Origin of the sequence: uncultured Maricaulis sp., from assembly GCF_963975345.1 — a bacterium.
In the GTDB taxonomy this organism is placed as follows: domain Bacteria; phylum Pseudomonadota; class Alphaproteobacteria; order Caulobacterales; family Maricaulaceae; genus Maricaulis.
The window spans coordinates 169479-195151 of the sequence record NZ_CAXBGE010000008.1 but is presented as its reverse complement, the minus strand read 5'-3'; the positions used below and the strand labels follow the sequence as shown (position 1 = coordinate 195151).

The window sequence follows — 25673 nt, the reverse complement described above, 5'->3', positions numbered from 1 at the left end:
GTGGAGACAGCCCGAGAAAACTGCACGTGTGGGACGTCTCGGATGTCACACTTAACTTATACGCGTTACCGGCATTCGCCGGCGTCCCGCACCCTCCCATCCCTCCAGCGGCATGCCGCGTGGAGATTTCGGCGCGTCGCCCCCACCCAACAACTGCACCATTTCCCCCCAAATCCTTGACATTGAGGCCTCGCAACAGGCATGTCGCGACGACCTTATTCACGCTCATTGCGGACCTTGAAAACCATGCACGCTTATCGCTCCCATACCTGTGGCCAGCTTCGTCCAACCGAGGTCGGCCAGACCGCCCGGATTTCCGGCTGGATCCATCGCAAGCGCGATCATGGTGGTCTGCTCTTCATCGATCTGCGCGATCATTACGGCATCACCCAGTGCGTGCTGGAGCCGGAAAGCGAGCATTTCGAGCGGCTTGAGCGCCTGCGCGTTGAAAGCGTCGTGACCATTACCGGCGATGTCGTGGCGCGTGACGCCGAGGCGCAGAACGAGAACCTGCCGACCGGCGGGATTGAAGTGCGGGTGCGTGATCTGGCTGTGCAATCGGAAGCGGAAGAGTTGCCGCTGCCCGTCTTCGGTGAGCCCGATTGGTCGGAAGAGGTTCGTCTCAAGCACCGCTATATCGATCTGCGCCGCGAGAGCCTGCACAAGCGTATCGTGCTGCGCTCCAAGATTATCGACTCGATCCGCCGCCGCATGGTCGATGAGGATTTCGTCGAATACCAGACGCCGATCCTGACGGCATCCTCGCCGGAAGGCGCGCGTGATTTTCTCGTGCCATCGCGCCTGCATCCGGGCAAATTCTACGCCCTACCGCAGGCACCGCAGCAATTCAAACAGCTGATCATGGTCTCCGGCTTCGACCGTTATTTCCAGATTGCGCCCTGTTTTCGCGATGAAGACGCCCGCGCCGACCGCGCACCGGGCGAATTCTATCAGCTCGACATGGAAATGAGCTTCGCGACCCAGGAAGACGTGTTCAACGTCATCGAGCCGGTGCTCAAGGGCCTGTTCGACGAATTCGCCGATGGCCGCACCGTGCCAAACACCGCGTTCGAGCGCGTTACCTATGCCGATTCAATGGCTTGGTACGGTTCTGATAAGCCGGATCTGCGTAATCCGATCAAGATGAGCGATGTCACCGAAACCTTCCGCGGTTCCGGGTTCAAGGTTTTCGCTGGCATGATCGAGAAGAATCCGAAAATCGCGGTTTGGGCCATCCCGGCACCGAGCGGCGGCAGCCGTGCGTTCTGCGACCGGATGAATTCTTGGGCCCAGAAAGACGGTCAGCCCGGCATGGGTTATATATTCTGGCGTGAGACCGACGGCGTGCTTGAGGCCGCTGGCCCTGTCGCGAAGAATATCGGCGAGGAACGCACCGAAGCTTTGCGCGCATCGCTCGATCTGAAGGCTGGCGACGCGGTCTTCTTCGCCGCCGGCGAGCCGAAGGCCTTCGCCAGCTTTGCTGGCCGCGCCCGCGATGTCGTCGGCAAGGAACTCGATCTGTGTGAAAAGAATATCTTCAAATTCTGCTGGATCGTCGATTTCCCGATGTATGAGTGGGATGAAGACAACAAGAAGATCGATTTCTCGCACAACCCCTTCTCGATGCCGCAAATGTCGGCCGAGGACTTCCTGGCGATCAAGGAAGGCGACGACGAGACGCTGCTCGGCCTCAAGGCTTTCCAGTACGACATCGTCTGTAACGGTATCGAGCTCTCCTCCGGCGCAGTCCGCAATCACCGCCCCGATGTGATGCTGAAAGCCTTTGCCCATGCCGGCTATGATGCCGCGACCGTGGAAGAGGAGTTTGGCGGCATGCTCAATGCCTTCCGCTATGGCGCACCACCACACGCCGGTATCGCACCGGGCGTCGACCGCATCGTGATGATCCTGGCCGGCGTCGACAATTTGCGCGAAATCGTGATGTTCCCCAAGGATCAGCAGGCGCGCGATCTGATGATGAACGCACCGGCCGAAGTCGAGATGAAGCAATTGCGCGAGCTGCACATCCGCACCGTCGTGCCGGAAGCCAAGAAGCCCGGTTAGACGGACCAGCAAGCAGACAAGCAAACGGCCGGAGTGCAAGCTCCGGCCGTTTTACTGTGCACGTCACGCTCTAATGATGCTGTGGCTCGGGTGGTGGTGGCGGCACACGATGGCTATCGCGTGGCGGTGGCACGACCCAGATATGGTGATCTTCATCACTGCGCACCTCAATTCGCACGCGTGATTGACGCTGCGTCTCGACCGCGCCCTGCCGGGCGAGTTCGGCGCGCGCCTGCTCGACCTCTGCCATTGCCTCTGCGCGAGCGCGCTGGGCTTCGGGCCGGTTACTCTGGACCCGGTTGATCTCGCGCTCGGCGCGCGCAATATCGCGCAGCGCATTGGTCGACGCTTCGCGCATGGCGTCCACATTCACAGTCTCACGCACATTATCCATCGCCCCGTCAGCGCTGGTGCGACGCTCGATCACCGTGCCGCCTTCGGTCTCGAAGCGGATCGTCGTGCCAGCGTCGCCACTGCGGTTGATGCGCCATCCCATGCGGAAACTCTCATCGCTGATCGGGCCGGTCCGGTCACCGCATTCGGGCAAATCGAAGCCGCCATCGAGCTGTGTTGAGTCATCGCCGCAGGCGCCACGGATGGTTTCCTTCGACAGGCCGGTAATATTGGTGATGACAGCAGCTGTGAAATTGACCCCGTTCAAATTTGTACCGGTGAAATTGACCTCATCGAGCACTGCATTTTCAAAGCTGGCACCGCGCAGATCGGCATCGAGGAAGCTGGTGCCCTCGCCGGTGACTCCGGCGAAATTGGCGCCGTGCAGCGATGCACTGCGGAAATTGGTGTCGTTTATGCGCGAGCGGAAGAAATTGGCTTGGCTCAGCGTGGCGTTCGCGAACACCGCGCCTTCAAGTGTGCTGCCGATAAAGGTCGCGAACACCATTTGCGTGTCGGAGAAATTGGTGTGTTCCAGGCTGGCATCCGAAAAATTGACCCGCTCAATACGGGCGTCGCTGAAATCGGCGCCGGTCATATCGGTTCGCAGGAAGGTGACGCCGCTCAGATGGGCATGGCTGAGATTGGTATCGCTGAAGTCAGTGTCGGTGAAGCGGCTCTCGACAATAGTGGTGCCGCCCAACTCTGAGTCGGAGAAGTCGGACTCATCGAAATTGGCACCGATAAAGATCGCGCCGGCCAGATTCTTGTCAGAAAAGTCACAGGAATCGCATTCGCCGCCGATGGCGAGTCCGCGTCGTGGATGGTCATCGCCCATCGCCCAAGCCGATTGAGCGCCGAGTAGGAGGCCCAGCGCAGTCAGCGGCATTATCAAAGCGGTGTTCCGCATGTGTTCAGGGATAAAGCAGGATCGACCCATTGACGACTTAAATCACAGTAATCCAAAGGTCCCGGTCGTTTGGCCTTAGCGGCAAGACGCCACACGCAGGCCCGCCGGCAATTGCGTCGAAGCATCGCCGCAAGCGGTATTGAGCTGGGTTTGGGTCAGGCCAGTGGCCGTCGTCATCTCGGCGCCGGAGATATTGGTGCCGTCCAAACGAGCGCCGCTCAGATTGGCACTGCCGAAATAGGCACCCACCAAAATGGCATCCGTGAAATCGACATTGCGGAAGGAGGCGCTGGTGAAACGGGCGCCGAACAGATTGGCGACCGACATATTGGCATTGTCGAACTTGGTGCGGTTCATCGTCGAGAGCGCCAGATTGGCTTGGCGCAGCCGCGAGCCGGAGAGATCGATACCGGGCAGGTCGAGATAACCCAATTCAGCTTGGAACAGATTGCAGCCGGTGCAGGACTGACCCGCTTGGACGCGCGCGATTTGCGCCGCATCCTGGGCCAGGGCGGCAGATGAGGCGAACAGAAAGATCGCAATGGCAGCCAGAATTCGTTTCATAATGAGGCGCTCCGAGCCTGATACGCAAGCTGTTGCAAGCTGCACGCCGGAGCCGGTGCCTAGACTGAACTCCAGTTGCAGGCATCGCAGTTTTGCCCGGTCTCGCCGTGAACGACGGTGAAATGACCGCATTCCGGGCAGGGATCGCCGGAATACAGGCTGACATCGCGCACTTTTGAGCTGCGCGGCGCCGGCTCCTCGGTGTGCAGGTCGATCTCGCCAACATCGCGCCCGCCCGACTGACCGCTGGCGACTTTGCGCACGGCATTGGAAAACATCACGATATTGTCCGGCACCTGGCCGCGGCTGAAGCCCTTGGAGATCAGGCGGGCGGCATCCTGTTGCGACAGTTTTTCCTCGGCGACGCCCTTGCCGAGCCCGCCCTGGTCGGCGGCGTCCGGTGAAAGCTCGGCCAGATCGTCCCGGCCGAGATAGGAGACGCCGAGCTCGCGGAACAGATAATCCAGGATCGAGGTCGCGTGCTGGATCGAGTCATTGCCCGTCACCGTGCCGGCCGGTTCGAAACGGGTGAAGACGAAGGCGTCGACAAACTCTTCCAGCGGCACGCCGTATTGCAGGCCGATCGAGATCGAGATCGCAAAATTATTCATCAGCGAGCGGAAGGCGGCGCCTTCCTTGTGCATGTCGATGAAAATCTCACCGAGTTCGCCATCGTCGAATTCGCCGGTGTGCAGATAGACTTTATGCCCGCCGACCGTGGCTTTCTGGATATAGCCCTTGCGCCGGTCGGGCAGTTTGCGCCGCGCCGCCGGCTGTTCGACCACGCGCTCAACAGTGCGTTCCACGGGCCGTTCAGCAGTGCGCTCGATGACCCGTTCCGCTGCTGGCTCGCTGGTGTAATCGCCCTTGTCGAATTCGATTGCCGGCAACAGGTCGAGCAGGCCCGAGCGGGTCCGCCGCAGCGTCAGGCGCCGCAGGCCCAGGCTCGATGCGTGGTCGATCAGGGCCGCGATATCGTCGATTGTGCTTTCGCCATCAAGCGCCAGCCGGGTCTCGACCAATCCATCGATCTGGCCTTCCAACGCTGCGCTCATCTCCAACTGGCCGAACGGCAAGACTGGCGCGAAAACATTGCGCCAGTCCAGCGGCAGGTCGACGGCATCGTCCAGCGTTCCGGTGCCATGGGCATGGCGGTCGGCGGCGTCGAGATCGGCCTCGGTAAAGCCGAGCGCCCGGGCCAGCGACTGGCCCTCGGTCTCGATGACATCGCTCGACAGACCGAGCTGGTCGCGGCAAATGTGATCGCCCAAGGTCCAGCGATTGAGGGCGTAGCGCACTGAAGCGCCGTCGCCGATTGTGTCTTCGAGGCGCTCGATGGCTTCGTCCGGCAGACCGAGCTCTTTCAGCCGGGCCAGGGAAATGCCCGGTGCGCCGCGCAATGTGCCATGGCCAGCGGCGTGGTCCTCGGCGATCTCGATTTCCGTCGCGCTGGCGCCAAGCTGGCCGAGGCCGGCGCGCAGACAGTTGCGCAACCGGTGGCCGCCACTCAGACCGCTATCGGCGATGATGGCGGTCTCGACTGGACCAGCGCCTTGGCTGTCGGCATCGAACAGGCCGGCAATCGCGACCTCCGGGTTGAGACTGGCCACGGTAATGCCGGGGCGGGCGAGGGCAGAACGGGGCGAAAACCGCGATGATGCTTGGCCCAGCTCGACACCGAGCGCCGCGAAGCGGGCCGGCAGATCGGTCAGGTCCGGATCGGGACCGAGGCCGGGCGCTTGCGCGCCAAGCTCGCCACCGGTTTCACGCAGGCACAGCGTCACCAGCCGGCCAATGGCCGCGATAACCTGTCGGGCCGGGACGCTGTCATAGGCCAGACCGGCCGTGCTCAACAGGGCACCGATCCCGGTCAGATTGAGCGTCCCCGCTGACGCGGCGGTCTTCGGAGCACTGACGATCAGGGCGCAGGACCAAATCCGCACGGCGTCGCCGAGCAGGTCAGCGCGAAAACCGGTCTCAGGGTCGAAGAAGGCGGGGAGGTTGATGTGCAGCACGGGGCCGCTGGCATCGGGGCAGGCCTGGAAGGCCAGCGAGGGCGCGCCAAAGCTCCAGATCGAGCGGGCGATGCCATCCCGGAATGTGCGTGCTTGTGTCGCTTCGCCGGTACTGCCGAAATGCCATTCCCCGTCTGCGTCGATCGCTTGGGCCAGCGCGGGTGGGATATGCAGGAGTTTGCCGGTCTGGCGCTGTGGCTCTGGCTGCAGGCTTGTCAGCGCGTCGCCATCAACGCCCTGGCGTGCCAAGGCGAGGGCGCGTTCGACCGCTTCTTCCGCGACGCCATCGCGCAGGGCAGCGCGCATGGCGCGGGCCAAAGCGGCATTGCGGCGGGGATCGAAACATTCATCGGCCGCGCCGGAACAGCGATGGCAGGCTTGGGCAATCGCCTCGAGCCGCTCGCGCGTGATGCGGGCGCCCACTTCCAGCACACCATCGCGCATCGCGGCTTCGGCGACTTCCCGCAATTGTGCGGGCGCTTCGACGCTGTCCGCCTCGATGGTGTGAGCTTGCAGCAGGGCGGCGGCTGGCGGCACGGTGAGGCCATAGGCCCAGTCAATGCCGCCATCGCGCCACAGATCGGCATCGGGAATGACGAAGCGTCCGAGCAGGCTGGCGGCAATCTCGCCGTGGAAAATCTGCGCTTCCTCGGGGCCATTCACTGCCCCATGGCGCGCGACGGACCAGGTCAGAGAACCGGCCAAGCGTGCAATGACGGCGTCCAAGCCGGTTTCTGGTTTGACATCGCTTCCTTCGGCGACTTGCGGCGACAAACCACCAAAGGCCTGCAGGCCCGGGCGCGGGCGGGTTTCCGCAGGGCGCGCGGTGGCGAGCAGGCGCGTCAGAGCCAGCGTCGCGGCCGGGCTCCAATCCTGCGGCACCTGCACCGTGCGGTCCGTGCCATGCCCGTCATCGGGATCGGGATTGCCGTAGGCGGCCGTGTCGCGCAGGGCGAGGGCGTAGCGATCACCGGCGGCGGCAATGGCTTCGGCAAAGCGGCGATGCAGCTTCATGACGTTTTTATTCCCACCCATTGGTCTCCGAATCGCCCGGAGTTAGGCTCAGTCTACCGCGCCCGGCCCCGCGCCATAACCCCGCAGTGTTCAAGACTGGACCGGATCGCCATGCGAAGGCATATACGTTTGAATTCATCGTCGTGACCGACTCGGAGCCGCACGCCATGCTGGGTTTTATCTCCAAAATTTTCATTTGGTGGAATGACGCCACGCCAGGAACACTGCTGACGCTATCGCGTCGCGGCGCCAAAAAAGTCGGCGAAGACGATTACGGCAATCGCTATTTCGAGGAAAGCGGCGTCACCGGGCCGGATGGCAATAAGCGCCGCTGGGTGATCTATAAGGGCTATGCCGACGCTTCACGCGTGCCATCCGATTGGCATGGCTGGCTGCACCACACCTTCGACACCCCGCCGACCGAAACGCCACTGCCGCGCCAAGTCTGGGAAAAGGACCATCATCCCAATCTGACCGGCACCGTCTACGCCTACCGTCCGAGCGGCAGCCTCGTCTCACCCGAGAAGCGCCAGGCCACGACGAGCGATTACGAAGCTTGGGCGCCGGAACAAAACTGAAGCCTTTGCCGCAGGGCCTGAACCGGTCCAGTGGCTGGAATATTCGGCAACCCAATCCACAGCCGTTTATAACGGAGACTGCGTTGAAACGGCTCGAATCGCCTGAGGGGCGAACCGCCTCGACAGCGCCTTAATCGCGGGGCAGTTTCAAATCATGACGCGTCTATTCACAGCTTTCATCCTCGCCGCCTGTCTGCCGCTCGGCCTGCAGGCCCAGGACAGCAATTCCGCCACCACGTCCGATACCGGCGCCAGCCTGCGCGGCGACGATCCCGATGTTCGATCGAACCAGGAATTGTCGAGCCAGCCCGGCTCTATCGTCGTGCTGCGTGGTCTCGACAAGGTGACGGCGCGGACGCGTGATTTTGAAATCCCGATCGGCGAGAGCGCGCAATTCGGTGCCTTGACGATCACGGCGCAATATTGCCGCAAGCGCCCACCGGAGGAGACACCGGAAACCTATGCCTTCTTGCAGATTGTCGACCGGCGCACCGATGGATTCGGCGTCGATATCGCGGGCGAGACGGTGTTTTCCGGCTGGATGTTCGCCTCACGGCCAGCGCAAAACCCGCTCGAACACCCGGTCTATGATGTCTGGGTGATCGACTGCAAGGCCTGAGCCTCACGCAGGGCCTGAGCGCCACCAATCTCCGCCGGCAGAGCAAAGAAGTTCGCATCCAGCTCAAGCGCTTGTGCGAGGCGTGATTTGTAATCGTCGCGGGCGATTGAACGGGCACCGAAAGTTTCCAGATGTCCGGTGGTAAACTGGGTGTCGAGCAGCGCATAACCGCCGGCAATCAGGCGGGCGAGCAGGTGCACCAGCGCCACCTTGCTGGCATCGCGCTGGCGCGAAAACATGCTCTCACCGAAAAACGCGCCGCCCAGCGCGACGCCATACAGCCCACCGACCAGATCGCTGCCGCGCCAGCATTCGACGCTATGGGCGTGGCCGCGGCGATGCAGCTCGGTGTAGAGGCTGAATATCCCGTCATTGATCCAGGTTTCCTCGCGGCCGGGTGCCGCCGTGCAGCAGCCGGCGACAACGGCGGGGAAATCGAGATTGATGCTGACCTGGAAGCTGTCCTGGCGCACGGTGCGTTGCAGCCGGCGCGGCAGGTGGAAGTCGTCGAGCGGCAGGATGCCGCGCTGGTCGGGGTCCAGCAGGTAGATGCGCGGATCGTCGCGGCCCTCCGCCATCGGGAAGACGCCGCGCGCATAACATTCGAGCAGTTCCTTGGCCCCGAAGCCGCGCATCCTTTGTTCGCTCCCGCTTATTCCTCGCGGCTCGCGAGCCATTCCTCCAGCCAGCGGATATGATAATCGCCGCTCACGAATTCCGGTTCCTCGAGCAGGTTGAGGAAAATCGGAATCGAGGTTTCAATCCCGCCGACAACCATTTCTTCCAGCGACCGGCGCAGGCGCAGCAGCGCTTCGGCGCGGGTGCGTCCATGCACGATCAGCTTGCCGATCAGGCTGTCATAATAAGGCGGTACGGAATAGCCCGTATAGAGCGCTGAATCGAGCCGGACGCCGAGCCCGCCCGGTGCGTGGAAATCGGTAATCTTGCCGGGCGAGGGCGCGAAAGTGCGGGGGTTTTCCGCATTGATCCGGCACTCGATCGCATGGCCCTCAAACGTGATGTCTTCCTGGCGGATATCGAGATGGGCGCCATCGGCGACGCGGATCTGTTCGCGCACCAGATCAATCCCGGTGATCATCTCGGTCACCGGATGCTCGACCTGCAGCCGCGTATTCATTTCGATGAAGTAGAACTCACCATTCTCCCACAGGAATTCAATCGTGCCGACGCCGCGATAACCGATCACTTCGATTGCTTTGCGCACCGTCTCGCCGATTGTGGCGCGTTCGGCGGCTGTCAGGGCTGGTGAAGGGGCCTCTTCGAGGATTTTCTGGTGGCGGCGCTGCAGCGAGCAATCGCGCTCACCGAGATGGACGACATTGCCGTGCATGTCGGCCAGGATCTGGATTTCGATATGGCGCGGGCGGCCAAGATATTTTTCCAAATAAATGGTGCCGTCGCCAAACGCTGCTGCCGCTTCAGCCGAGGCGGTGTCCATGGCTTCCTGCAGCTTGGCTTCGGTCTCGGCGACCTTCATGCCGCGACCGCCGCCGCCCGATGCGGCTTTCACCAGCACCGGATAGCCGATCTCGGCCGCGATCTTCTTCGCGTCCTTGATTTCGGAAACGCCACCTTCAGAGCCGGGCACGACCGGGATGCCGGCCGCCATGACGGCTTTCTTGGCGGTGATCTTGTCGCCCATCATGCGGATATGCGCCGCAGTCGGCCCGATAAATGTCAGGCCGTGGGCTTCAACGATTTCAGCGAAACGGGCATTTTCCGACAGAAAGCCATAGCCGGGATGGATCGCCTGGGCGCCGGTAACCTCGGCTGCCGCGATGATCGAAGGTATGTTGAGATAGCTTTTGGCCGCCGAAGCCGGGCCGACACAAACGCTCTCGTCGGCGAGGCGAACATGCATGGCATTGGCGTCGGCTTCCGAATGGATCGCGACGGTGCGAATGCCCATTTCACGGCAGGCCCGGTGAATACGAAGGGCGATTTCGCCGCGATTGGCGATCAGGATTTTATCGAACATATTGGGCGCTCGTGAACGGGGGTGAGCGTTAGATCAGGATGAAAAGCGGCTCGCCGTATTCGACCGGCTGGCCTTCTTCGACGAGGATTTCCGAGATCTTGCCTGCTTTTTCCGCGACGATCGGATTGAAGGTCTTCATCGCTTCGATCAGCAGGATGGTGTCACCCTTTTTGACGGTTTCGCCGACTTTGACGAAATTCTCCGAATCCGGATTGGGCTTGAGATAGGCGGTGCCGACCATCGGCGAATTGACGACGCCGGGATGGGCGCTGAGATCGCCGGCTCCACCAACCGGCCCCGGCGTTTCGACGGCATAGCCGGCGGGCGCGGGGGCTGCCGGGGCAGCAACAGCCTGAACCACGGGAGCGGCCTGCAGCTGTCGGGCGATGCGCAGACGCAGATCGCCGCGTTCAACCTCGATTTCCGACAGATCGGTCTCGCGCAGGATATCGGCGAGCTCGCGCACGATTTCAGGGTCGATAGGCGAACGGCTTCGGGTCTCAGAACTCATGATTTGGGCCTTTTATGTCCGTCAGTGGTGCAGGCAATGCTCGGCTGCGTCGATTCCCAGCAGATAACTTGCCAGACCAAGTCCGGTAATACTCCCCCGGGCAGCAGAGGCGACGAAGGAGTGATGCCGGAATGTTTCCCGGGCAGCGGTCTGGCTCAAGTGAACTTCAATGACCGGGGGTTCTATAGCGCGAACCGCGTCATGCAAAGCCACAGATGTATGCGTATAGGCACCGGGGTTGAAGATGACGGCGCAGGCCTTCTGGTTAGCCTCATGCAGCCAGTCAATCAAGACACCCTCATGATTGGATTGGCGGAACTCGACGCCGCGGCCGAGCTTGCCGGCATGGGCGCTGCAGGCTGCGGCGATGTCGTCGAGCGTCATCGTTCCATAGACGTCCGGCTCGCGGGTGCCCAGCAGATTGAGGTTCGGCCCGTTGAGGATGTAGATCGGTTTTGTCATGCTCTTGCCTTACAGCCCGTATAAGCTCTACGACGTCAATCATCCTATTTACAAGCGGAGTGAACGGAAGCCGTGTTGCAACTGACAGTCAATGGCGAGGCCAAGCTGATCGCGCCGGGTAGCCGGGTCGCTGATCTGGTGCGCGAACTGGGGCTGGACGGCCGCAAGATCGCCGTCGAGCGCAATCTGGAGATCGTGCCGCGCTCGCGCTATGACCTCGATGCGCTGGCACCGGATGACCGAATCGAAATTGTGGCCTTTGTCGGAGGTGGATGAAATGGAAGACGGATCAATCATGACGCAGGCCCCGACACAGAACCCGACCTCGACACAGTCCCCGGCCGACAAACCGCTGGTGGTCGCCGGTCGTACGCTGACCTCGCGTCTGATCATCGGCACCGGCAAATATGCCAGCTATGAGCAAAATGCCCGCGCGCTGGAGGCCTCCGGCGCCGAGATGATCACCGTCGCCCTGCGGCGGGTGAATCTGTCGGACCCGTCCGAGCCGCGACTGGTCGATTTCATCGACCCCAAGCAATACATCTTCCTGCCCAATACGGCTGGCTGTTTTACCGGTGAGGACGCCATCCGCACTTTGCGGCTGGCGCGTGAGGCCGGTGGCTGGAGCCTTGTGAAGCTGGAAGTCCTGTCCGATCCCAAACATCTCTATCCCGACATGGCGGAGACGCTGCGTGCGGCGGAAATGCTGATCAAGGACGGCTTTGAGGTGATGGTCTATTGCTCGGATGACCCGGTCTATGCCCGCCGCCTCGAAGAAGTTGGCTGCTGCGCCATCATGCCGCTCGGCGCCCCGATCGGCTCGGGCCTGGGGATTCAGAACCCGGTCAATATCCGTCTGATCATCGAACAGTCCTCGGTGCCGGTGATTGTCGATGCCGGCGTCGGCACCGCCTCGGATGCGACCGTGGCGATGGAGCTGGGCTGCGACGGCGTGTTGATGAATACCGCCATCGCCGGTGCGAAAAACCCGGTCCTGATGGCCTCGGCGATGAAACATGCGGTCATCGCCGGCCGGCAATCCTATCTCGCCGGCCGTATGCCGAAAAAGCTTTATGCCGATGCGTCCAGCCCGCTGTTCGGACTGATCTAGCGAAAGCTAGCCGCCGAGCCCGCGCTGCAGGGCCGCTTCCAGCGCCAGCTGATTGGCGCCGGCCACGACTGTGCCATCGACGATGAAGAACGGCGTGCCGGTGACATTGAGCGCTTGGCCCAGCGAGCGCACGTCGAGGATTTGGGCCATGATCGCCTCGTCCTCCATATCGGTGCGCATGCGCGCCACATCGACGCCGGCCAGGGCCGCGAGCTGGTCGATCCGTGCCGTTGGGAGCGGCCCGCTCGCATTGATCATTGAGCGGTGGAAGAGTTCATAAATCTCCGGACCCTGATTGAGCGATGCAATCGCGGCGCGTGAGGCCTCGAGGGAATCGGGACCGAGGATCGGATATTCCTTGAAGATGAACTGGACGCGGTCGCCATAGCGCTCGTGCACATCCGTCACCCACTCATTGGCGACGCGGCAATAGGAGCATTTATAGTCCATGAATTCGACGATCACGACATCCGGCTGATCACCGCCAATGCGTGGATCACGAGCGTCGGCGAAGATTGCATCGGAATACCGGTCAATCGCGGAGTAGGCGTCTTCCATTTCGCGCGCCTGGGCGCGGCGCTGCAGCTCGATCAAGGCCTCTTCGATGATTTCGGGATGTTCCACGATATAGGCGTGGACGATCTCGCCAATCTCTTCGCGTGAGCGGTCGTTGAGCTGGGCATCGGCCGGGGCCTGTTGGCATCCGAGCAGGAGGGCGGCGGCGGTAATGATCGCGGACAGGCGGAACATGAGACAAATCCTTTTACAGTCCTCGCCTTTCTAACCGAGAGCGGGCGGCGGGACGAGGGGCAAGGTGCAGATATTCGCCGGGCAAAGCGGCTCGATGCTCGGGGGATCGCAAGCTTGCGGCGCTTGCAGGCGCGCCATCGGCCGGGCTAAGCAGCGCCGATGATCAATCCTGCCGCCCTCGTCCTGACCAGTTTCAGCCTCTCCACCGATGCTTTCGCCGCCGCCCTGGCGCGTGGCAGTGCTGCACCGAAGGTCAAGGTGCTGGACGCGCTTCGCATCGGCGCGGTGTTCGGTTTGTCCGAAGGCGTGATGTGTTTGCTCGGTTGGAGCTTTGCGATCGCGCTCGGCGGTATCGTGGCGGCGGTTGATCACTGGGTCGCGCTGATCCTGCTCTCGGTGATCGGCGGCCGCATGATCCGCGAAGGCCTGTCGGCGCCAGACGAAGCCCGCCCGGCCCGGCGCCACACCGCGCTCGGCACAGTCATGACGGCTATCGGCACCAGTATCGACTCAGCAGCCGTGGGCATTGCCCTGGCGTTGGCGGGCGGAACGGCTTGGGCGGCACTGGCGATCGGACTGGCATCATTCGCCATGAGCTCGGCAGGCTATTATGCCGGGCCGCATATCGGTGCCCGGCTGGGCCGCCATGCCGAACTGGCAGGCGGCGCCATTCTGATCCTGATCGGCGTTTCGATCTTCATCAGCCATGTGATGGCGGGCTGAGGCCAAGCTTTACGCTCAGGCGATCACGAACACGCCGTCGATCTCGACCGCTGCGCCGAGCGGCAGGACCGGGCAGGATACGGCCGAGCGCGCATGACGTCCGGCATCGCCGAACACCGCGACCATCAGGTCGGAACAACCATTGATCACTTGCGGGATGTCGGTGAAGCCCGGCACGGCCGCGACGAAACCGCCCAGCTTGACGACGCGTTTCAGCCGCGCCAGATCGCCGCCACAGGCGGCTTTGAGCTGGGCGATCAGATTGATCCCGCACAGCCGTGCCGCCGCTTGGCCGGCCGCGACATCCATATCCAGGCCGAGCGTGCCCTTGATCAAGCCGTTAGGCCCGACCGAGACTTGGCCTGAGACATAGACCTGATCGCCGCTTCGCACGAAGGGCACGTAATTGGCGACCGGGGCGACGGGCTCGGGCAGGGTGATGCCCAGTTCGGTCAGGCGTGTTTCGAATGCGGACATGGGAGATCTCCAAGCGGGTTCTGATAGCGGAAATAGGCGAGGACGGACGGCGATGCAATCACTCGCTCCGCTGTGCCTTCGGTTTCAACGCCCGCCCCTTGACCACAGCATCGCCGCCAAACTTGGCCCGCGCCTTGTCCATCGCGCGCTCGGCTGTGGCGCGGCGGATCGCGTTTGGGTCGAGCAGATCGCCGCTATCGCCAACCTGGTCCTGCAGCGTCGAAAATCCGATTCCGATCAAGCGAAAGCGGGTGCCGTCCACTTCGGGCGCGAGCAATTCACGCCCGACCTTGAACAGGGTGTCGGCCAGCTGGCTCGGCTCGTTGAGGGTGCGCCGGCGGGTCCGGCTGCGGAAGTCTGCCGTCTTCAGCTTCAGCGTCACCACCGAGCCGGAGATGGCCTTGGCTTTCATGAGGTCTGCGACTTTGACGCATTGGCGCCAGAGTTGGTCCTCCAGCGCTTTCAGCTCGGCCAGATCGGTATTGAAAGTCGTTTCCGAGGAGACGCTCTTGCGTTCGCTCTCCGGTTCGACCTTGCGATGGTCTTCGCCGCGCGCCAGACGCGCCAGTCGGTAGCCGAAATCGCCATATCGTTTCGCCATCTCAGCATCGCTGTGACGGCGGATATCATTGAGCGTGCGCAGGCCGTCGCGTTCCAGCTTGGCCGCAAAGGCCGGCCCGACGCCATAAATCGAGCGCACCGGGCGCGGCCCGAGAAAATCCATCGCCTCGGCCTCACCGATCACCGCAAACCCGTCCGGCTTGTCGAGGTCGGAGGCGGTCTTGGCGAGGAATTTGTTGAAGGACAAACCGACCGAAACCGTGATCCCGACCTCGCTCTGAATCCGGCGCTGCAGCCGCAGCAGGGTCAGCACCGGCGGCGCGCCGTGCAGACGTGTTGTGCCGGTCAGGTCGAGAAAAGCCTCGTCAATCGAGAGCGGCTCCACCAGCGGCGTCACATCGCGCATCATCTCGCGGATGCGCCCGCCCTCGCGGGCATATTTGGCGTGGTCACCGCCAATCACGACCGCGTCCGGGCAGGCCTTCAACGCCTTGAACATCGGCATCGCCGAATGCACGCCATACATCCGCGCCACATAGCAGCAGGTCGAGACAACGCCGCGCTGGCGGCCACCGATAATCACCGGCTTGTCGATCAGTTCAGGCCTGTCGCGTTTTTCGACGGCGGCGTAGAAGGCGTCGCAATCAATATGGGCAATCGACAGCGTGCCGAGCTCGGCATGAAACAAATGCCGGTGCGAACCGCAGGCCGGGCAGGCATCAACCGGCTTGGCCAGCGGTGTCAGGCAGGCGCGGCAATAGCCCGGATTGCTCATGGTGCCTGTGCCGATTCAACCGGCCACAACCAGGCCGCGCCACGCACGCCGGAACTGTCGCCATGCCGGTGGATGAGGATGCGGGTGCGCACCGTGTCAGAGAACAGGAAATCGGGCAGGCGTACCGTGACCCGCTGTGCCAGGCCCGGCGCGTTTGAAACGCCGCCGCCGAGCACAACGACGTCGGCGTCGAGAATGTTGAGCACGCTGGCAATCCCGCGCGCCAGCCGGTCGCCATGCAGATCGACGGTGAGGCGCGCCGGGGCATCGCCCGATTCGGCGGCCGCGAAGATCTCAGCCGCGCTCAGCGTGCCTCCATTGCGGCTGGCATGGTCGCGCGCAAGGCCGGGTCCGGAGAGCCAGGTTTCGTGACAACCTGACTGGCCGCACCAGCAGGGCGCTGCGGGCTCATCTGATTCGTTTGGCCAGGGCAGTGGATTATGGCCCCATTCGCCGGCAATGCCCTGGGCACCGCGCAATAATTGCCCGTCGATAGCAATGCCGCCGCCAACCCCGGTTCCCAGGATGATCCCGAACACGATCCCGGCACCTTCACCGGCCCCATCGACGGCTTCGGAGAGGGTGAAACAATCGGCATCATTGGCCAGCCGCACCGGGCGGGCGAGCGCCCCCTCGATATCGCGCGCGAATGGCTCGCCATTGAGCCAGATCGAATTGGCGTTGCGCATCAATCCGGTAGCGGGGCTGATTGAACCGGGGTGACCGATCCCGACGCGGGCGCCCTTGCCATGTTCGCGCTCGATCGCGGCCACCAGATCGGCGATGGCCTTGAGGCAGCCGCGATAGGTTTGCGGTGCCGGAACGCGCAGCCGTTCGACGATCGCACCTGCGGGGTCCATCGCGATGGCTTCGATTTTCGTACCACCAAGGTCGATGCCGATTCGAATCATGCTTTCGCCACCTTCCGCTGCCGATATACTGGCAATGCTGATATTTGTTCTTATCTTGTTCCTTTTGGCGATGAAAGTGGCCGCTGACTCATTGTTGGTTAAGGAAGATCGGGTTTAGTGCCGATGGGGTTCAACAGGCGCGTTATAAGCGCTCAAACAACGGGAAGCGCGTCATCGACATGCTGCAGGTCATGCCCAAAAAGGTGCTGATTGTCGAAGATAACGAGCTGAACATGAAGCTGTTCAACGATCTGCTCGAGGCTCATGGCTATGAGACCTTGCAGACCAAGGACGGATTCAAGGCCATGGAAATGGCCCGCGAACACCTGCCAGATCTCATCCTGATGGACATTCAATTGCCGGAGGTTTCCGGGCTTGAAGTCACCAAATGGCTGAAGGATGATGAGACGTTGTGCGCGATTCCGATCGTTGCAGTAACGGCGTTTGCGATGAAGGGGGATGAGGAGCGGATTCGGCAGGGGGGCTGCGAAGCCTATCTCTCGAAGCCGATCACGGTCACCACCTTTATCGAGACCGTCCGCCAGTTCCTCGATTAGGAGTCGATGCCATGAGCGCGCGAATCCTGGTCGTCGATGACCAGCCAGCCAATGTCCGTCTGCTTGAGGCCAAGCTGCAGGCCGAGTATTTCGACGTCTGCACCGCTGTGGACGGCTTTGCCGCCATCGAGGTCGCCCGGGTCGAACAGCCCGATTTGATTCTGCTTGATGTCATGATGCCGCGCATGGACGGGTATGAAACCTGCCGCCGGCTCAAACATGACCCGGCCACCCGCCATATCCCCGTTGTGATGGTGACCGCGCTCGATCAGCGCGACGACCGCATTCGTGGCCTGGAATCGGGTGCCGATGATTTTCTTACCAAGCCGATCGATGATGTGACGCTGTTTGCACGGGTGCGCTCGCTCCTGCGTTTGAAAACCGTGCTCGATGAATTGCGCTTTCGCGAATCCAGCGATGCGCTCAACTCGATCATGTCCGAGCCGGTCGGCGATGACGCTGCTGTCGCCCAAGCGATTATCATCAGTGGCGATGTACGCGCCGCCACCCGCTATGCAGCCGCGATGCCGCCGCAGGTGCGTACTCAGGTTGAACTCGATCCTGCCGCTGGTATCGCCGCCGCGCGCAAGAATGCCGATCTTCTGGTGATCGATCTGACCAGCCCGGCGTTTGACGGTCTGCGGCTGTGTGCGCGCATCCGCTCCGATGTTGCGACGCGCCAAATGCCAATCATTGCGGTGCTCAATCCGGGCGATGTCGCCAATGCGGTGCGGGCGCTCGATATTGGCGTCAATGATATCATCCATCGGCCGGTTGATGCTGGCGAGATGATGGCGCGCGTCAGTACGCAATTGCGCCGCAAACGCTATGCCGACCGCTTGCGCAGTCAACTCGATGAGAGCCTGGAAATGGCGATCACCGATCCGTTGACGGGGCTGCACAATCGCCGCTATATCGCGTCCCGCCTTCGCCAGGCCGTCGAGAGCGCCAATAATGGTGGTGCCCCGGTTTCGCTGCTGATCGCCGATATCGATCATTTCAAATCGATCAATGACCGTTTCGGTCATGAGGGCGGCGACCGCGTTTTGCGTAGCTTTGCCGATCGTCTGATGCGCGATCTGCGCGCGCTCGATCTGGCGGCGCGTTATGGCGGTGAGGAATTCGTGATTGTGATGCCGGGTGCCGGTCAAGCCGAAGCCCGGATCGCCTCGGAACGCCTGCGGGCGTCGATCGCTGCCGAGCCCTTCCTGGTCGGTGATGGTCAAACGGCGCCGGTGACGGTCAGTATCGGTTTTGCCCAAGCGCGGGTCGGCGAGGATGCCGATGCACTGCTGCGCCGGGCCGACGAGGCGCTGTACACGGCCAAAGGCGATGGTCGCAATCGCGTCGAAGCGGCGGCCAACGAAGCGGCTTGATCCCGGCTGGCCATGTCCTGAAACGGCCGCCAGAGCGCGGCACAAACACGTAGAAGACCGCAGCGCGTGCTGCGGCCTGATCTACGCTTGGCAAGTCAGACGCAAATTCGTCTTACTTGATTTTGCCTTCTTTGAATTCAACGTGTTTGCGGGCAACCGGGTCGTACTTCTTCAGCACGAGCTTTTCGGTCATGGTGCGCGCATTCTTCTTGGTCACGTAGAAAAATCCCGTGCCAGCCGTGGAGTTCAGGCGGATTTTGATTGTAGTTGGTTTCGCCATGGCTCAGTCGTCCTGATGCTGCGCGCGCGGTCGGCCCCATGCCGTCGCGAGAGCGCGCGAACATACGCAAGGGGCGGCAAGTGTCAACTGCGGCGCGCCGCTTTCAGGTGTGTCGCAGCAAGGAAGAGCAGATAGCCGCCCGCACTGACGGCGAGCACGACCAAAAGCCCGGCCGGACCGAATCCATCCATCGCCACGCCCGCCGCCGGCGGTGCCAGGAGTGAGCCGAGCCCATAGGCGAAAACGAAGCCCGCATTCGCCGCCGCAATCCGTCCGCCGGTAAAGCGTTCGCCCAGCAGCGATAATCCCACCGTATAAAGCCCGCTGGCGACCCCGGCATGGATGAATAGGATCGGCAAAAGCAGGTCGAGCCGAGTGCCGGCGATCCAGACCAGGGCAGGCCCGAGCGTGGCAATCAGGGCGATGACGAGCAGGGTGCTGCGGCGTCCGGTCCGGTCCGCGATCCAGCCGAGCGGGATCTGGAAGCACAACACACCCATCGCGACGGCAAACACCATCATCCCGATCGAGACCGGATCAAGCGCGATGCGGTCGGCATAGACCGGCAGCATCGAGAAGATCAGGGTTTCAATTGCCCCGAAGGCCAGGCCCGCCAGAATGGCCGCAGGCGCCGATCTGGCGGCGCCGAGGATCGCACTCATCGAGGAGTCTTCGCGCGCCGGGGCGAGGGCCTGTGGGCCCTTGAGCAGGGCAATCGGTACGATGCCGAGCAGGAAGATGCCGCTGCCGAGATAGAAGGGCAGATTGTCCGCCGTGCTAAACGCCGCGAACAGCAATCCGCCAATCCCGAATCCGCCGGCCAAGGCGGTGCCGTAAATCCCGAGCATGAAAGCGCGGCGGCGCGGCGTCACGATCTGGTTGATCCAGGTTTCGGAGACGATGAAAACAACAGTTATGAAGCAACCCATCGCGAAGCGAAGGATAAACCAGGGGGTAACGAACGGCAGGAATGGGAAGAGCAGGAAGATAGCTGCCGCGACGGCCAGGGAACCGGTCACCAGCGTGCGTGCCGGCGCCATTGTCATCAGCCGCGGCACCAGCGGTGCCATTACCAGCGTCGAGACTGCGGCCGCTGCGCCATTCAAGCCAACTAAGAGGCCGGAACCGGTCATGTGCTCCAACCGCAACGAAATCAACGGCATGGAGAGGCCGAACACAATGCCGCACACGGCGGCACAGCTGATCGCAGCGATCAGGGCGCGGTTATTGCCGTATTGAGGAGCGTTGAGCAGCGCGAACATGGCTCAGCTATACGCAAGCTCGCGCTATACGTCAGCGCAAATCTGCACGTGATCCAGTCACAGGGTCTCAACCCACATCTTGCCACGAACGTCACGAATCCAACGGGTTGGCTGAGGTGAAGGGGGCAGGGCCCGCTCCAGTTCGGCTAGCACGAAGCGTGTCACCATCGGCAGATCCAGATTTTGCGCTTGGGTCAGTGATACCCATTGCACATCTTCAAGCTCGGAGCTCGGCTGAGGTGCCCGATCATCGCATAAGGCACTGGCATCAGCGGTGAAAAACCAAGTGTCGAAGCGCCGCGTCCGGCCCGGCGGCGTCACTGCACGGGTGATCAGGCGTAGGCCTGACAGGTCCGGCACAACGCCGGAGGCCCGGAACGGCGCCCAATTGCCATGCCGCGAACGGATCACACCTTCGCGTGCGATCAAAAGTCCTGTCTCTTCAGCGGTTTCGCGCACCGCCGCCATCGCCGCAGCGCGGGCCCGGCGCTCCGGCAGGATCCGGCTCATCACGGCCAGAATGTCGGAAGCGAGATCCTCGGCCAGCGGCGCTGTCAGATCGGCACGATCAACCCGGCCGCCTGGAAACACATATTTATTCGGCATGAAAACATGGCGTGCCGAACGGCGCCCCATCAGCACTTCGGTCTTGCCATGCCCGCCACGGGTCAGGATCAGCGAGGCCGCCAGACGTGGCCTCAGCGCCTTGACGGCGACTTTGCGGGTCTCGTCACTCACCGCCGCTTGCCCTTCTTCCACGGCCGTCCGCCCGTGCGTCCGCCGGCCGGAGCGATCCGTCCGCTGCCGCGCTTGGGGCGTGGACCGGGCTCGGCTTCGGTCATCATGTCGAGCAGCAAGCCGCCGGTGATCGGGGTGGCTTCCTCGATCCGCACGGTCACAGACATGCCAAGCCGGTAGCGGCCGCCGGTCTGCTCGCCGATCAAGGCGTGGGCGCGGTCATCATGGACGAAGCGCTCCTCGCCGAGCCGGCTGATCGGCACCAGACCGTCAGCCCCGGTTGCAGCCAGGCGGACAAAGGCGCCAAACCGCGTCACACCCGTGATGCGGCCCGGGAATTCGCCGCCGACATGATCGGCCAGATAGAGCGCAACAAAGCGGTCCACGGCATCGCGTTCCGCCGCCATGCCGCGTCGTTCCGACTGGGTGATTTCCTCGGCGATTGAGCTCAGCCGGCTACGTTCTTCATCGCTCTGGCCGTCATTGCCCAGATTGAGGGCGCGGATCAGGGCGCGGTGAACGGTCAGGTCGGCATAGCGCCGGATTGGCGAGGTGAAGTGGGCGTAGCGCTGCAAATGCAGCCCGAAATGGCCCTGATTGGCAGTGTGATAGACAGCCTGGGACTGGCTTCGCAACACGACTTCATTCACCGTCTCATAATGCTCGCCGCCCTTGGCCTGCTTGAGCAGATTGTTGAAGCGGCTGGTCGCGATCTTGTCACCACGCGTCCATTTCAAACCGACATTGGGCAGGAAGTCCGCCAGCGAGTCGATTTTCTCGCGCGAGGGCTCTTCATGGACCCGGTAGATCAGTGGAACGCGCTTTTCTTCAAGGGTTTCTGCGGCACAGACATTCGCCTGGATCATGCATTCCTCGATCAGGCGATGGGCATCGAAGCGCTCACGCAGTTCGATGCCGGTCACCTTGCCGTCGGCGCCGACCCGGACACGCCGTTCAGGCGAATCAATCTCAAGCGGTTCGCGCTTGGCGCGAGCGATACACAGCGCCGCATAGGCGCTCCAGAGCGGCCGCAAGACGGTGTCGAGCAAGGCATTCGCCTTGGCGTCGCCCGTGCCGTCTATCGCGGCCTGGGCGTCGTTATAGGAGAGCTTGGCAGCTGACTTCATCCAGCCGCGCACGAATTTATGGCTCTTCTTGTTGCCATAGCGGTCGAACACCATGCGGACCGCGAGGCAGGGGCGTTCTTCGCCCTCGCGCAGGGAGCACAGATCATTGGACAGGCGCTCGGGCAGCATCGGCACGACGCGATCGGGCAGATAGACCGAATTGCCACGCTTGAACGCGCCGCGATCCAGCTCGCTGCCCGGCGTGACATAGGCGGCGACATCGGCGATGGCGACCATAACCACCCAGCCGCCCTCATTTTTGGCATCGGTATCGGCAGCGGCCCAGACGGCATCGTCATGGTCCTTGGCATCTTCCGGGTCGATGGTGAGCAGAGGCAGAGCGCGCAGGTCTTCGCGGCCCTGCAGCTTTGCCGACTTCATGGTCTCGGCTTCGCGCATTTCCTTGTCGGTGAAACCCATCGGCACGCCATGGGAATGCAGCGCAATGACGCTGCCGGCACCGGGCGAGTCGACATCGCCGAGGACTTCGAGAATCGTGGCGGTCTTCAACCCGTTTCGGCGTTCCTTGGCGAGCTCGCACACGACCAGGTCGCCATCATTGGCCTTGTCGGATTCGCCCTTGGCCGGCACGAGTTCATGACGTGAGCGGCGATCCACCGGGATCAGGCGGTAGGGGCCCTTGGCCGGCTTGCGCAGGACGCAGAGAATCTTCTGGACCGAATGTCCCAGCTTGCGGATCAGGCGCGCTTCGTAGCCGCCCTCACCATCGGCAGTCAGTCGTACCAGAGCCTTCTCGCCAACGCCGAGCGCGGCCTCACCGCGGCCGCCAGCGCCTTGGCCGGGCGCAAGCCGGATCAGCGGTACCTTGCCCTCGGTGCGGGCCGGTTGGGCCAGTAATTCACCGTCAATATCGCGGCCGGTGATCTCGACCACGCACACAGCCGGCAATTCGCCGGCCAGGGCGTAATTGCGCTGATCGTCGCGCCGGATCACGCCTTCGGCTTCGAGGGCTCCGAGCGCCTGTCTGAGCTGGTTTTTCTGCTCGCCGGTCTTGAGGCCGAGGGCGCGGGCAATGCCGCGCTTGTCGAAACTTCCGGCGCCAAGCTTGATGGCCTCAATCAGGGTTTCTCGGCTGAAGCCGGAAGGGGTCTCTTCGTTGTCGCTCACCGCGATTAATCCGCCTTTCCGGCAGCTGGTTTCTTCGCCGCCGGCTTTTTCGCGGCGGGCTTTTTGGCAGCAGGCTTCTTGGCCGCAGCTTTCTTTGCCGGCGCCTTCTTCGCGGTGCCATCAGCATCGGCCGCAGCGGCCTTGGTCGGCGCTTTCTTCTTGGCCGGAGCCTTCTTTTTCGCGGCCGTTTTTTTGGCTGCCGGCTTCTTCTTCGGCTTGCCGCCCTTGGCGGCGCGGGCCTCGACCCATTCCATGGCCTGCTCGACCGTCACCGTTTCCGGATCGGTGCCCTTGGGCAGGGTCGCATTGATCTTCTCATACTTCACATAGGGACCGAAACGTCCGCTCATGATGCGCAAGGGCTTGCCGTCATGCTCGCCGAGATCTTTCAGCGTCGTGGCGGAATTCTGACGTCCGCCGCCGGCCTTCTTGTCGGCCAAAACGGCGACAGCCCGGTTGAGCCCGATATCGAACACGTCCTCGACATTGGGGATGTTGGCGTAGGTCTTGCCATGGTGAACATAGGGACCATAGCGGCCGATATTTGAGGTGATCAGCTCGCCATCTTCCGGGTGAGCGCCAATCGTGCGCGGCAGGGCGATCAGCTTGATCGCCTGTTCGTCGGTCAATGTCTGTGGATCCCAGCCCTTGGGGATGGAGGCGCGCTTTGGTTTGGCGTCTTCGTCCTCGCCGGGAATTTCGAGATACCAGCCAAAACGGCCATTCTTCAACATGATGATCGAGCCGGTGACCGGATCGGTGGTAATTTCGCGATCACTATCGCCGGCGCCTTCATCGTTCGGGCTCATTTGGCGCGTGAATTTGCAATCGGGATGGTTCGAACAACCCAAGAAGGCGCCGAATTTGCCAAGCCTCAGGCTCAGCGTGCCCTCCTTGCAGGACGGGCAGAGGCGCGGATCGCTGCCGTCTTCCTTTTCCGGGAATATATGCGGTGCCAGCGCGTCGTTCAGCGCGTCGAGTACCGCAGTGATGCGCAATTCGCCGATCTCGTCGATGGCGGCGCGAAAATCTGTCCAGAAATCGCGTAGCAATTGCTTCCAGTCGAGTTCGCCGGCGGAAACCTTGTCGAGCTGGGTTTCCAGCGCGGCGGTGAAATCATACTCGACATAGCGCGCGAAGAAGTTCTCGAGGAAGGCGGTGACGACCCGGCCCTTGTCCTCGGGATAGAAACGGTTCTTCTCAAGGCGGACATATTCGCGCGCCGACAGGACCTGCAGTGTCGAGGCATAGGTCGATGGACGGCCAATGCCGAGCTCTTCCATGCGCTTGACCAGGGAAGCCTCGGTGAAGCGCGGTGGTGGCTGGGTGAAATGCTGGTCGGCATGGGTCTTGGCGATGCCGACATCGCGGCCGGCGACGACTTTGGGCAGACGCGCTTCAGTCTCGTCTTCCTCGTCATCCGTGCCTTCCTGGTAAAGGGCCAGGAAACCGTCAAACAACAGCACCGAACCGACAGCGCGCAGGGCGGTCTTGCGGTCAGTGCTCGAGATATCAACTGTTGTCCGCTCAAAACGGGCGCTTTCCATCTGGCTTGCCATGGCACGGCGCCAGATCAGCTGGTAGAGGCGCGCCATATCGCCGTCGAGATGAAGCGATTCCGGCAGGCGCGAGAAACTGGTCGGCCGGATGGCTTCGTGAGCCTCTTGGGCATTCTTGGCCTTGGTGACGTAGACGCGCGGCGCTGACGGCACATAGAGCGCGCCATGTTCGCGTGAGATTACATCGCGGGCCTGATTGATGGCGCTGCCATCGATCGAGACGCCGTCGGTCCGCATATAGGTAATGAGACCGGTGGTCTCTCCGCCCAGATTGACACCTTCATACAGTTTCTGCGCCGTCTGCATCGTGCGGGTCGCGGAAAAGCCCAGCTTGCGTGCGGCTTCCTGCTGCAGTGTCGAGGTGGTGAAAGGCGGTGGCGGATTGCGCCGCGTCGGCTTGGCTTCGACGGCACTGATGGTGAAGCTGGCGGCGTCAATCGCTGCAACGGCCGCATTGGCCATGGCGCGGTCCTTGAGCGACATTTTCTGCAGCTTCTTGCCGTCATGGGTGACGAGGCGGGCGCGGAAGGTGTCGCTGCCCGAAGCGATATCGGCATCGACCGACCAGTATTCCTCGGAGCGGAATTTCTCGATTTCCAGTTCGCGGTCGCAGATCAGACGCAAGGAGACGGACTGGACACGGCCGGCGGAACGCGAGCCCGGCAATTTGCGCCACAGCACCGGCGAAAGGGTGAAGCCGACCAGATAATCCAGCGCCCGGCGGGCCAAATAGGCGTTGACCAATTCCATATCGACGGCGCGCGGATGCTTCATCGCGTCGAGCACGGCCTGTTTGGTGATCGCGTTGAACGCGACACGCTCGATCTTCACATCCTTGAGAACCTTGCGCTTGGTCAGCGCTTCGAGCAAATGCCAGGAAATCGCCTCGCCTTCGCGATCCGGGTCAGTCGCGAGGATCAGACGGTCGGAGTCCTTGAGCGCGTCGGCAATGGCCTTGACGCGCTTGGCGGAGGCAGGATCGATTTCCCACATCATCGCGAAATCTTCGTCCGGTTTGACCGATCCATCCTTGGCCGGCAGATCGCGCACATGGCCGAAACTGGCCAGCACGATAAAGTCCGAGCCGAGATACTTATTGATGGTCTTGGCTTTGGCAGGGGATTCTACGACGACAACATTCATCGGGTTCATTTCCGGGGCGGGATGAGGGTGACCAGGCTGAGGTCAAGGCGCCGGAAAGTGTGCGAG

General features: G+C 62.3%; 24 protein-coding genes. 8 read left to right on the top strand and 16 right to left on the bottom strand.

The annotated features are described in order from the left end of the window. Nucleotides 1-246 precede the first annotated feature (246 nt). The gene (gene aspS, locus AAC029_RS10610) at nucleotides 247-2064 is read left to right on the top strand and encodes an aspartate--tRNA ligase (protein WP_339747319.1); all 1818 of its coding nucleotides are present in this window, start codon (nucleotides 247-249) and stop codon (nucleotides 2062-2064) included. Between the two features lie 70 nt (nucleotides 2065-2134). Here the strand turns inward: aspS and AAC029_RS10605 are convergent, their stop codons facing one another. The 3 genes from AAC029_RS10605 to AAC029_RS10595 all read right to left on the bottom strand — a co-directional run bounded on the left by AAC029_RS10605 (nucleotide 2135) and on the right by AAC029_RS10595 (nucleotide 6960). Beyond that, nucleotides 2135-3346 carry a pentapeptide repeat-containing protein gene (locus AAC029_RS10605; protein WP_339747316.1) on the bottom strand — a complete coding sequence of 404 codons (1212 nt, stop codon included), beginning with the start codon at nucleotides 3344-3346 and terminating at the stop codon, nucleotides 2135-2137. 96 nt (nucleotides 3347-3442) lie between these two features. Beyond that, complete coding sequence (locus AAC029_RS10600; protein WP_339747314.1) at nucleotides 3443-3931, bottom strand: pentapeptide repeat-containing protein; 489 nt, start codon at nucleotides 3929-3931, stop codon at nucleotides 3443-3445. A 59-nt stretch (nucleotides 3932-3990) separates the two neighbouring features. Continuing rightward, complete coding sequence (locus AAC029_RS10595; RefSeq protein WP_339747312.1) at nucleotides 3991-6960, bottom strand: hypothetical protein; 2970 nt, start codon at nucleotides 6958-6960, stop codon at nucleotides 3991-3993. 167 nt (nucleotides 6961-7127) lie between these two features. Between AAC029_RS10595 and AAC029_RS10590 the strand changes: the two genes are divergently transcribed. Together AAC029_RS10590 and AAC029_RS10585 are read left to right on the top strand one after the other, a co-directional pair. Then, nucleotides 7128-7538, top strand: a complete 411-nt coding sequence (locus AAC029_RS10590) for an NADH:ubiquinone oxidoreductase subunit NDUFA12 (protein ID WP_339747310.1) — start codon at nucleotides 7128-7130, stop codon at nucleotides 7536-7538. Nucleotides 7539-7692: 154 nt separating this feature from the next. Then, nucleotides 7693-8157 (top strand): DUF2155 domain-containing protein, encoded by a 465-nt coding sequence (locus tag AAC029_RS10585; RefSeq protein WP_339747307.1) that lies wholly within the window; start codon nucleotides 7693-7695, stop codon nucleotides 8155-8157. Here AAC029_RS10585 and aat read toward each other — a convergent pair. Genes aat through aroQ form a run of 4 tightly spaced genes read right to left on the bottom strand, consistent with a single transcriptional unit; the run spans nucleotide 8124 to nucleotide 11129 of the window. Beyond that, the gene (gene aat / locus AAC029_RS10580) at nucleotides 8124-8792 is read right to left on the bottom strand and encodes a leucyl/phenylalanyl-tRNA--protein transferase (RefSeq protein ID WP_339747305.1); all 669 of its coding nucleotides are present in this window, start codon (nucleotides 8790-8792) and stop codon (nucleotides 8124-8126) included. The genes AAC029_RS10585 and aat overlap by 34 nt on opposite strands. Nucleotides 8793-8809: 17 nt before the next feature. Beyond that, a complete protein-coding gene (accC, locus tag AAC029_RS10575; protein WP_339747303.1) occupies nucleotides 8810-10156 on the bottom strand; it encodes an acetyl-CoA carboxylase biotin carboxylase subunit in 1347 nt (448 codons plus the stop codon). A 28-nt stretch (nucleotides 10157-10184) separates the two neighbouring features. Next, the gene (gene accB / locus AAC029_RS10570) at nucleotides 10185-10667 is read right to left on the bottom strand and encodes an acetyl-CoA carboxylase biotin carboxyl carrier protein (protein WP_339747301.1); all 483 of its coding nucleotides are present in this window, start codon (nucleotides 10665-10667) and stop codon (nucleotides 10185-10187) included. A gap of 21 nt (nucleotides 10668-10688) precedes the next feature. After that, the gene (aroQ, locus tag AAC029_RS10565) at nucleotides 10689-11129 is read right to left on the bottom strand and encodes a type II 3-dehydroquinate dehydratase (RefSeq protein ID WP_339747299.1); all 441 of its coding nucleotides are present in this window, start codon (nucleotides 11127-11129) and stop codon (nucleotides 10689-10691) included. 75 nt (nucleotides 11130-11204) lie between these two features. Between aroQ and thiS the strand changes: the two genes are divergently transcribed. Continuing rightward, nucleotides 11205-11405, top strand: a complete 201-nt coding sequence (gene thiS, locus AAC029_RS10560; RefSeq protein WP_339747328.1) for a sulfur carrier protein ThiS — start codon at nucleotides 11205-11207, stop codon at nucleotides 11403-11405. 19 nt (nucleotides 11406-11424) lie between these two features. After that, nucleotides 11425-12240: a thiazole synthase gene (locus AAC029_RS10555; RefSeq protein ID WP_339747326.1), complete on the top strand. Its 816-nt coding sequence runs from the start codon at nucleotides 11425-11427 to the stop codon at nucleotides 12238-12240. 6 nt (nucleotides 12241-12246) lie between these two features. On the opposite strand, the gene AAC029_RS10550 is transcribed toward AAC029_RS10555, so the two are convergent. After that, on the bottom strand, nucleotides 12247-12990 hold the full coding sequence (locus AAC029_RS10550; protein WP_339747297.1) for a DsbA family protein: 744 nt from the start codon (nucleotides 12988-12990) through the stop codon (nucleotides 12247-12249). 159 nt (nucleotides 12991-13149) lie between these two features. On the opposite strand from AAC029_RS10550, the gene AAC029_RS10545 reads away from it, so the two are divergent. Then, nucleotides 13150-13713 carry a manganese efflux pump MntP family protein gene (locus AAC029_RS10545; protein ID WP_339747295.1) on the top strand — a complete coding sequence of 188 codons (564 nt, stop codon included), beginning with the start codon at nucleotides 13150-13152 and terminating at the stop codon, nucleotides 13711-13713. A 15-nt stretch (nucleotides 13714-13728) separates the two neighbouring features. Here AAC029_RS10545 and AAC029_RS10540 read toward each other — a convergent pair whose 3' ends face one another. From AAC029_RS10540 to AAC029_RS10530, 3 genes are read right to left on the bottom strand one after another with little or no spacing between them, the layout of a single operon-like run. Further along, complete coding sequence (locus AAC029_RS10540) at nucleotides 13729-14190, bottom strand: RidA family protein (RefSeq protein ID WP_339747293.1); 462 nt, start codon at nucleotides 14188-14190, stop codon at nucleotides 13729-13731. A 58-nt stretch (nucleotides 14191-14248) separates the two neighbouring features. Then, nucleotides 14249-15526, bottom strand: a complete 1278-nt coding sequence (locus AAC029_RS10535; RefSeq protein ID WP_339747291.1) for a DNA polymerase IV — start codon at nucleotides 15524-15526, stop codon at nucleotides 14249-14251. Beyond that, entirely contained in the window at nucleotides 15523-16437 is a 915-nt protein-coding gene (locus AAC029_RS10530) for an ROK family protein (RefSeq protein WP_339747289.1), read from the bottom strand. The genes AAC029_RS10535 and AAC029_RS10530 overlap by 4 nt, the downstream gene beginning before the upstream one ends. A gap of 191 nt (nucleotides 16438-16628) precedes the next feature. Between AAC029_RS10530 and AAC029_RS10525 the strand changes: the two genes are divergently transcribed. Together AAC029_RS10525 and AAC029_RS10520 are read left to right on the top strand one after the other, a co-directional pair. After that, entirely contained in the window at nucleotides 16629-16994 is a 366-nt protein-coding gene (locus AAC029_RS10525; RefSeq protein ID WP_339747287.1) for a response regulator, read from the top strand. An 11-nt stretch (nucleotides 16995-17005) separates the two neighbouring features. Then, entirely contained in the window at nucleotides 17006-18370 is a 1365-nt protein-coding gene (locus tag AAC029_RS10520) for a PleD family two-component system response regulator (RefSeq protein ID WP_339747284.1), read from the top strand. Between the two features lie 112 nt (nucleotides 18371-18482). Here the strand turns inward: AAC029_RS10520 and rpmG are convergent, their stop codons facing one another. The 5 genes from rpmG to topA form a co-directional block, all read right to left on the bottom strand. Then, the gene (rpmG, locus tag AAC029_RS10515; RefSeq protein ID WP_339747282.1) at nucleotides 18483-18650 is read right to left on the bottom strand and encodes a 50S ribosomal protein L33; all 168 of its coding nucleotides are present in this window, start codon (nucleotides 18648-18650) and stop codon (nucleotides 18483-18485) included. Nucleotides 18651-18733: 83 nt separating this feature from the next. Then, entirely contained in the window at nucleotides 18734-19912 is a 1179-nt protein-coding gene (locus AAC029_RS10510; protein ID WP_339747279.1) for an MFS transporter, read from the bottom strand. Between the two features lie 57 nt (nucleotides 19913-19969). Next, the gene (locus AAC029_RS10505; protein ID WP_339747277.1) at nucleotides 19970-20650 is read right to left on the bottom strand and encodes an NUDIX hydrolase; all 681 of its coding nucleotides are present in this window, start codon (nucleotides 20648-20650) and stop codon (nucleotides 19970-19972) included. After that, the gene (rnr, locus tag AAC029_RS10500; RefSeq protein ID WP_339747275.1) at nucleotides 20647-22905 is read right to left on the bottom strand and encodes a ribonuclease R; all 2259 of its coding nucleotides are present in this window, start codon (nucleotides 22903-22905) and stop codon (nucleotides 20647-20649) included. The genes AAC029_RS10505 and rnr overlap by 4 nt, the downstream gene beginning before the upstream one ends. A 5-nt stretch (nucleotides 22906-22910) precedes the next feature. Beyond that, nucleotides 22911-25607 carry a type I DNA topoisomerase gene (gene topA / locus AAC029_RS10495; RefSeq protein ID WP_339747273.1) on the bottom strand — a complete coding sequence of 899 codons (2697 nt, stop codon included), beginning with the start codon at nucleotides 25605-25607 and terminating at the stop codon, nucleotides 22911-22913. Between the last annotated feature and the right edge of the window lie 66 nt (nucleotides 25608-25673).

Excerpts from the sequence above, each read along its gene's own strand:
- aspS (WP_339747319.1), top strand. The coding sequence starts at position 247 with ATGCACGCTTATCGCTCCCATACCTGTGGCCAGCTTCGTCCAACCGAG.
- AAC029_RS10605 (WP_339747316.1), bottom strand. The coding sequence starts at position 3,346 with ATGCCGCTGACTGCGCTGGGCCTCCTACTCGGCGCTCAATCGGCTTGG.
- AAC029_RS10600 (WP_339747314.1), bottom strand. The coding sequence starts at position 3,931 with ATGAAACGAATTCTGGCTGCCATTGCGATCTTTCTGTTCGCCTCATCT.
- AAC029_RS10595 (WP_339747312.1), bottom strand. The coding sequence starts at position 6,960 with ATGAAGCTGCATCGCCGCTTTGCCGAAGCCATTGCCGCCGCCGGTGAT.
- AAC029_RS10590 (WP_339747310.1), top strand. The coding sequence starts at position 7,128 with ATGCTGGGTTTTATCTCCAAAATTTTCATTTGGTGGAATGACGCCACG.
- AAC029_RS10585 (WP_339747307.1), top strand. The coding sequence starts at position 7,693 with ATGACGCGTCTATTCACAGCTTTCATCCTCGCCGCCTGTCTGCCGCTC.
- aat (WP_339747305.1), bottom strand. The coding sequence starts at position 8,792 with ATGCGCGGCTTCGGGGCCAAGGAACTGCTCGAATGTTATGCGCGCGGC.
- accC (WP_339747303.1), bottom strand. The coding sequence starts at position 10,156 with ATGTTCGATAAAATCCTGATCGCCAATCGCGGCGAAATCGCCCTTCGT.
- accB (WP_339747301.1), bottom strand. The coding sequence starts at position 10,667 with ATGAGTTCTGAGACCCGAAGCCGTTCGCCTATCGACCCTGAAATCGTG.
- aroQ (WP_339747299.1), bottom strand. The coding sequence starts at position 11,129 with ATGACAAAACCGATCTACATCCTCAACGGGCCGAACCTCAATCTGCTG.
- AAC029_RS10555 (WP_339747326.1), top strand. The coding sequence starts at position 11,425 with ATGACGCAGGCCCCGACACAGAACCCGACCTCGACACAGTCCCCGGCC.
- AAC029_RS10550 (WP_339747297.1), bottom strand. The coding sequence starts at position 12,990 with ATGTTCCGCCTGTCCGCGATCATTACCGCCGCCGCCCTCCTGCTCGGA.
- AAC029_RS10545 (WP_339747295.1), top strand. The coding sequence starts at position 13,150 with ATGATCAATCCTGCCGCCCTCGTCCTGACCAGTTTCAGCCTCTCCACC.
- AAC029_RS10540 (WP_339747293.1), bottom strand. The coding sequence starts at position 14,190 with ATGTCCGCATTCGAAACACGCCTGACCGAACTGGGCATCACCCTGCCC.
- AAC029_RS10535 (WP_339747291.1), bottom strand. The coding sequence starts at position 15,526 with ATGAGCAATCCGGGCTATTGCCGCGCCTGCCTGACACCGCTGGCCAAG.
- AAC029_RS10530 (WP_339747289.1), bottom strand. The coding sequence starts at position 16,437 with ATGATTCGAATCGGCATCGACCTTGGTGGTACGAAAATCGAAGCCATC.
- AAC029_RS10525 (WP_339747287.1), top strand. The coding sequence starts at position 16,629 with ATGCCCAAAAAGGTGCTGATTGTCGAAGATAACGAGCTGAACATGAAG.
- AAC029_RS10520 (WP_339747284.1), top strand. The coding sequence starts at position 17,006 with ATGAGCGCGCGAATCCTGGTCGTCGATGACCAGCCAGCCAATGTCCGT.
- rpmG (WP_339747282.1), bottom strand. The coding sequence starts at position 18,650 with ATGGCGAAACCAACTACAATCAAAATCCGCCTGAACTCCACGGCTGGC.
- AAC029_RS10510 (WP_339747279.1), bottom strand. The coding sequence starts at position 19,912 with ATGTTCGCGCTGCTCAACGCTCCTCAATACGGCAATAACCGCGCCCTG.
- topA (WP_339747273.1), bottom strand. The coding sequence starts at position 25,607 with ATGAATGTTGTCGTCGTAGAATCCCCTGCCAAAGCCAAGACCATCAAT.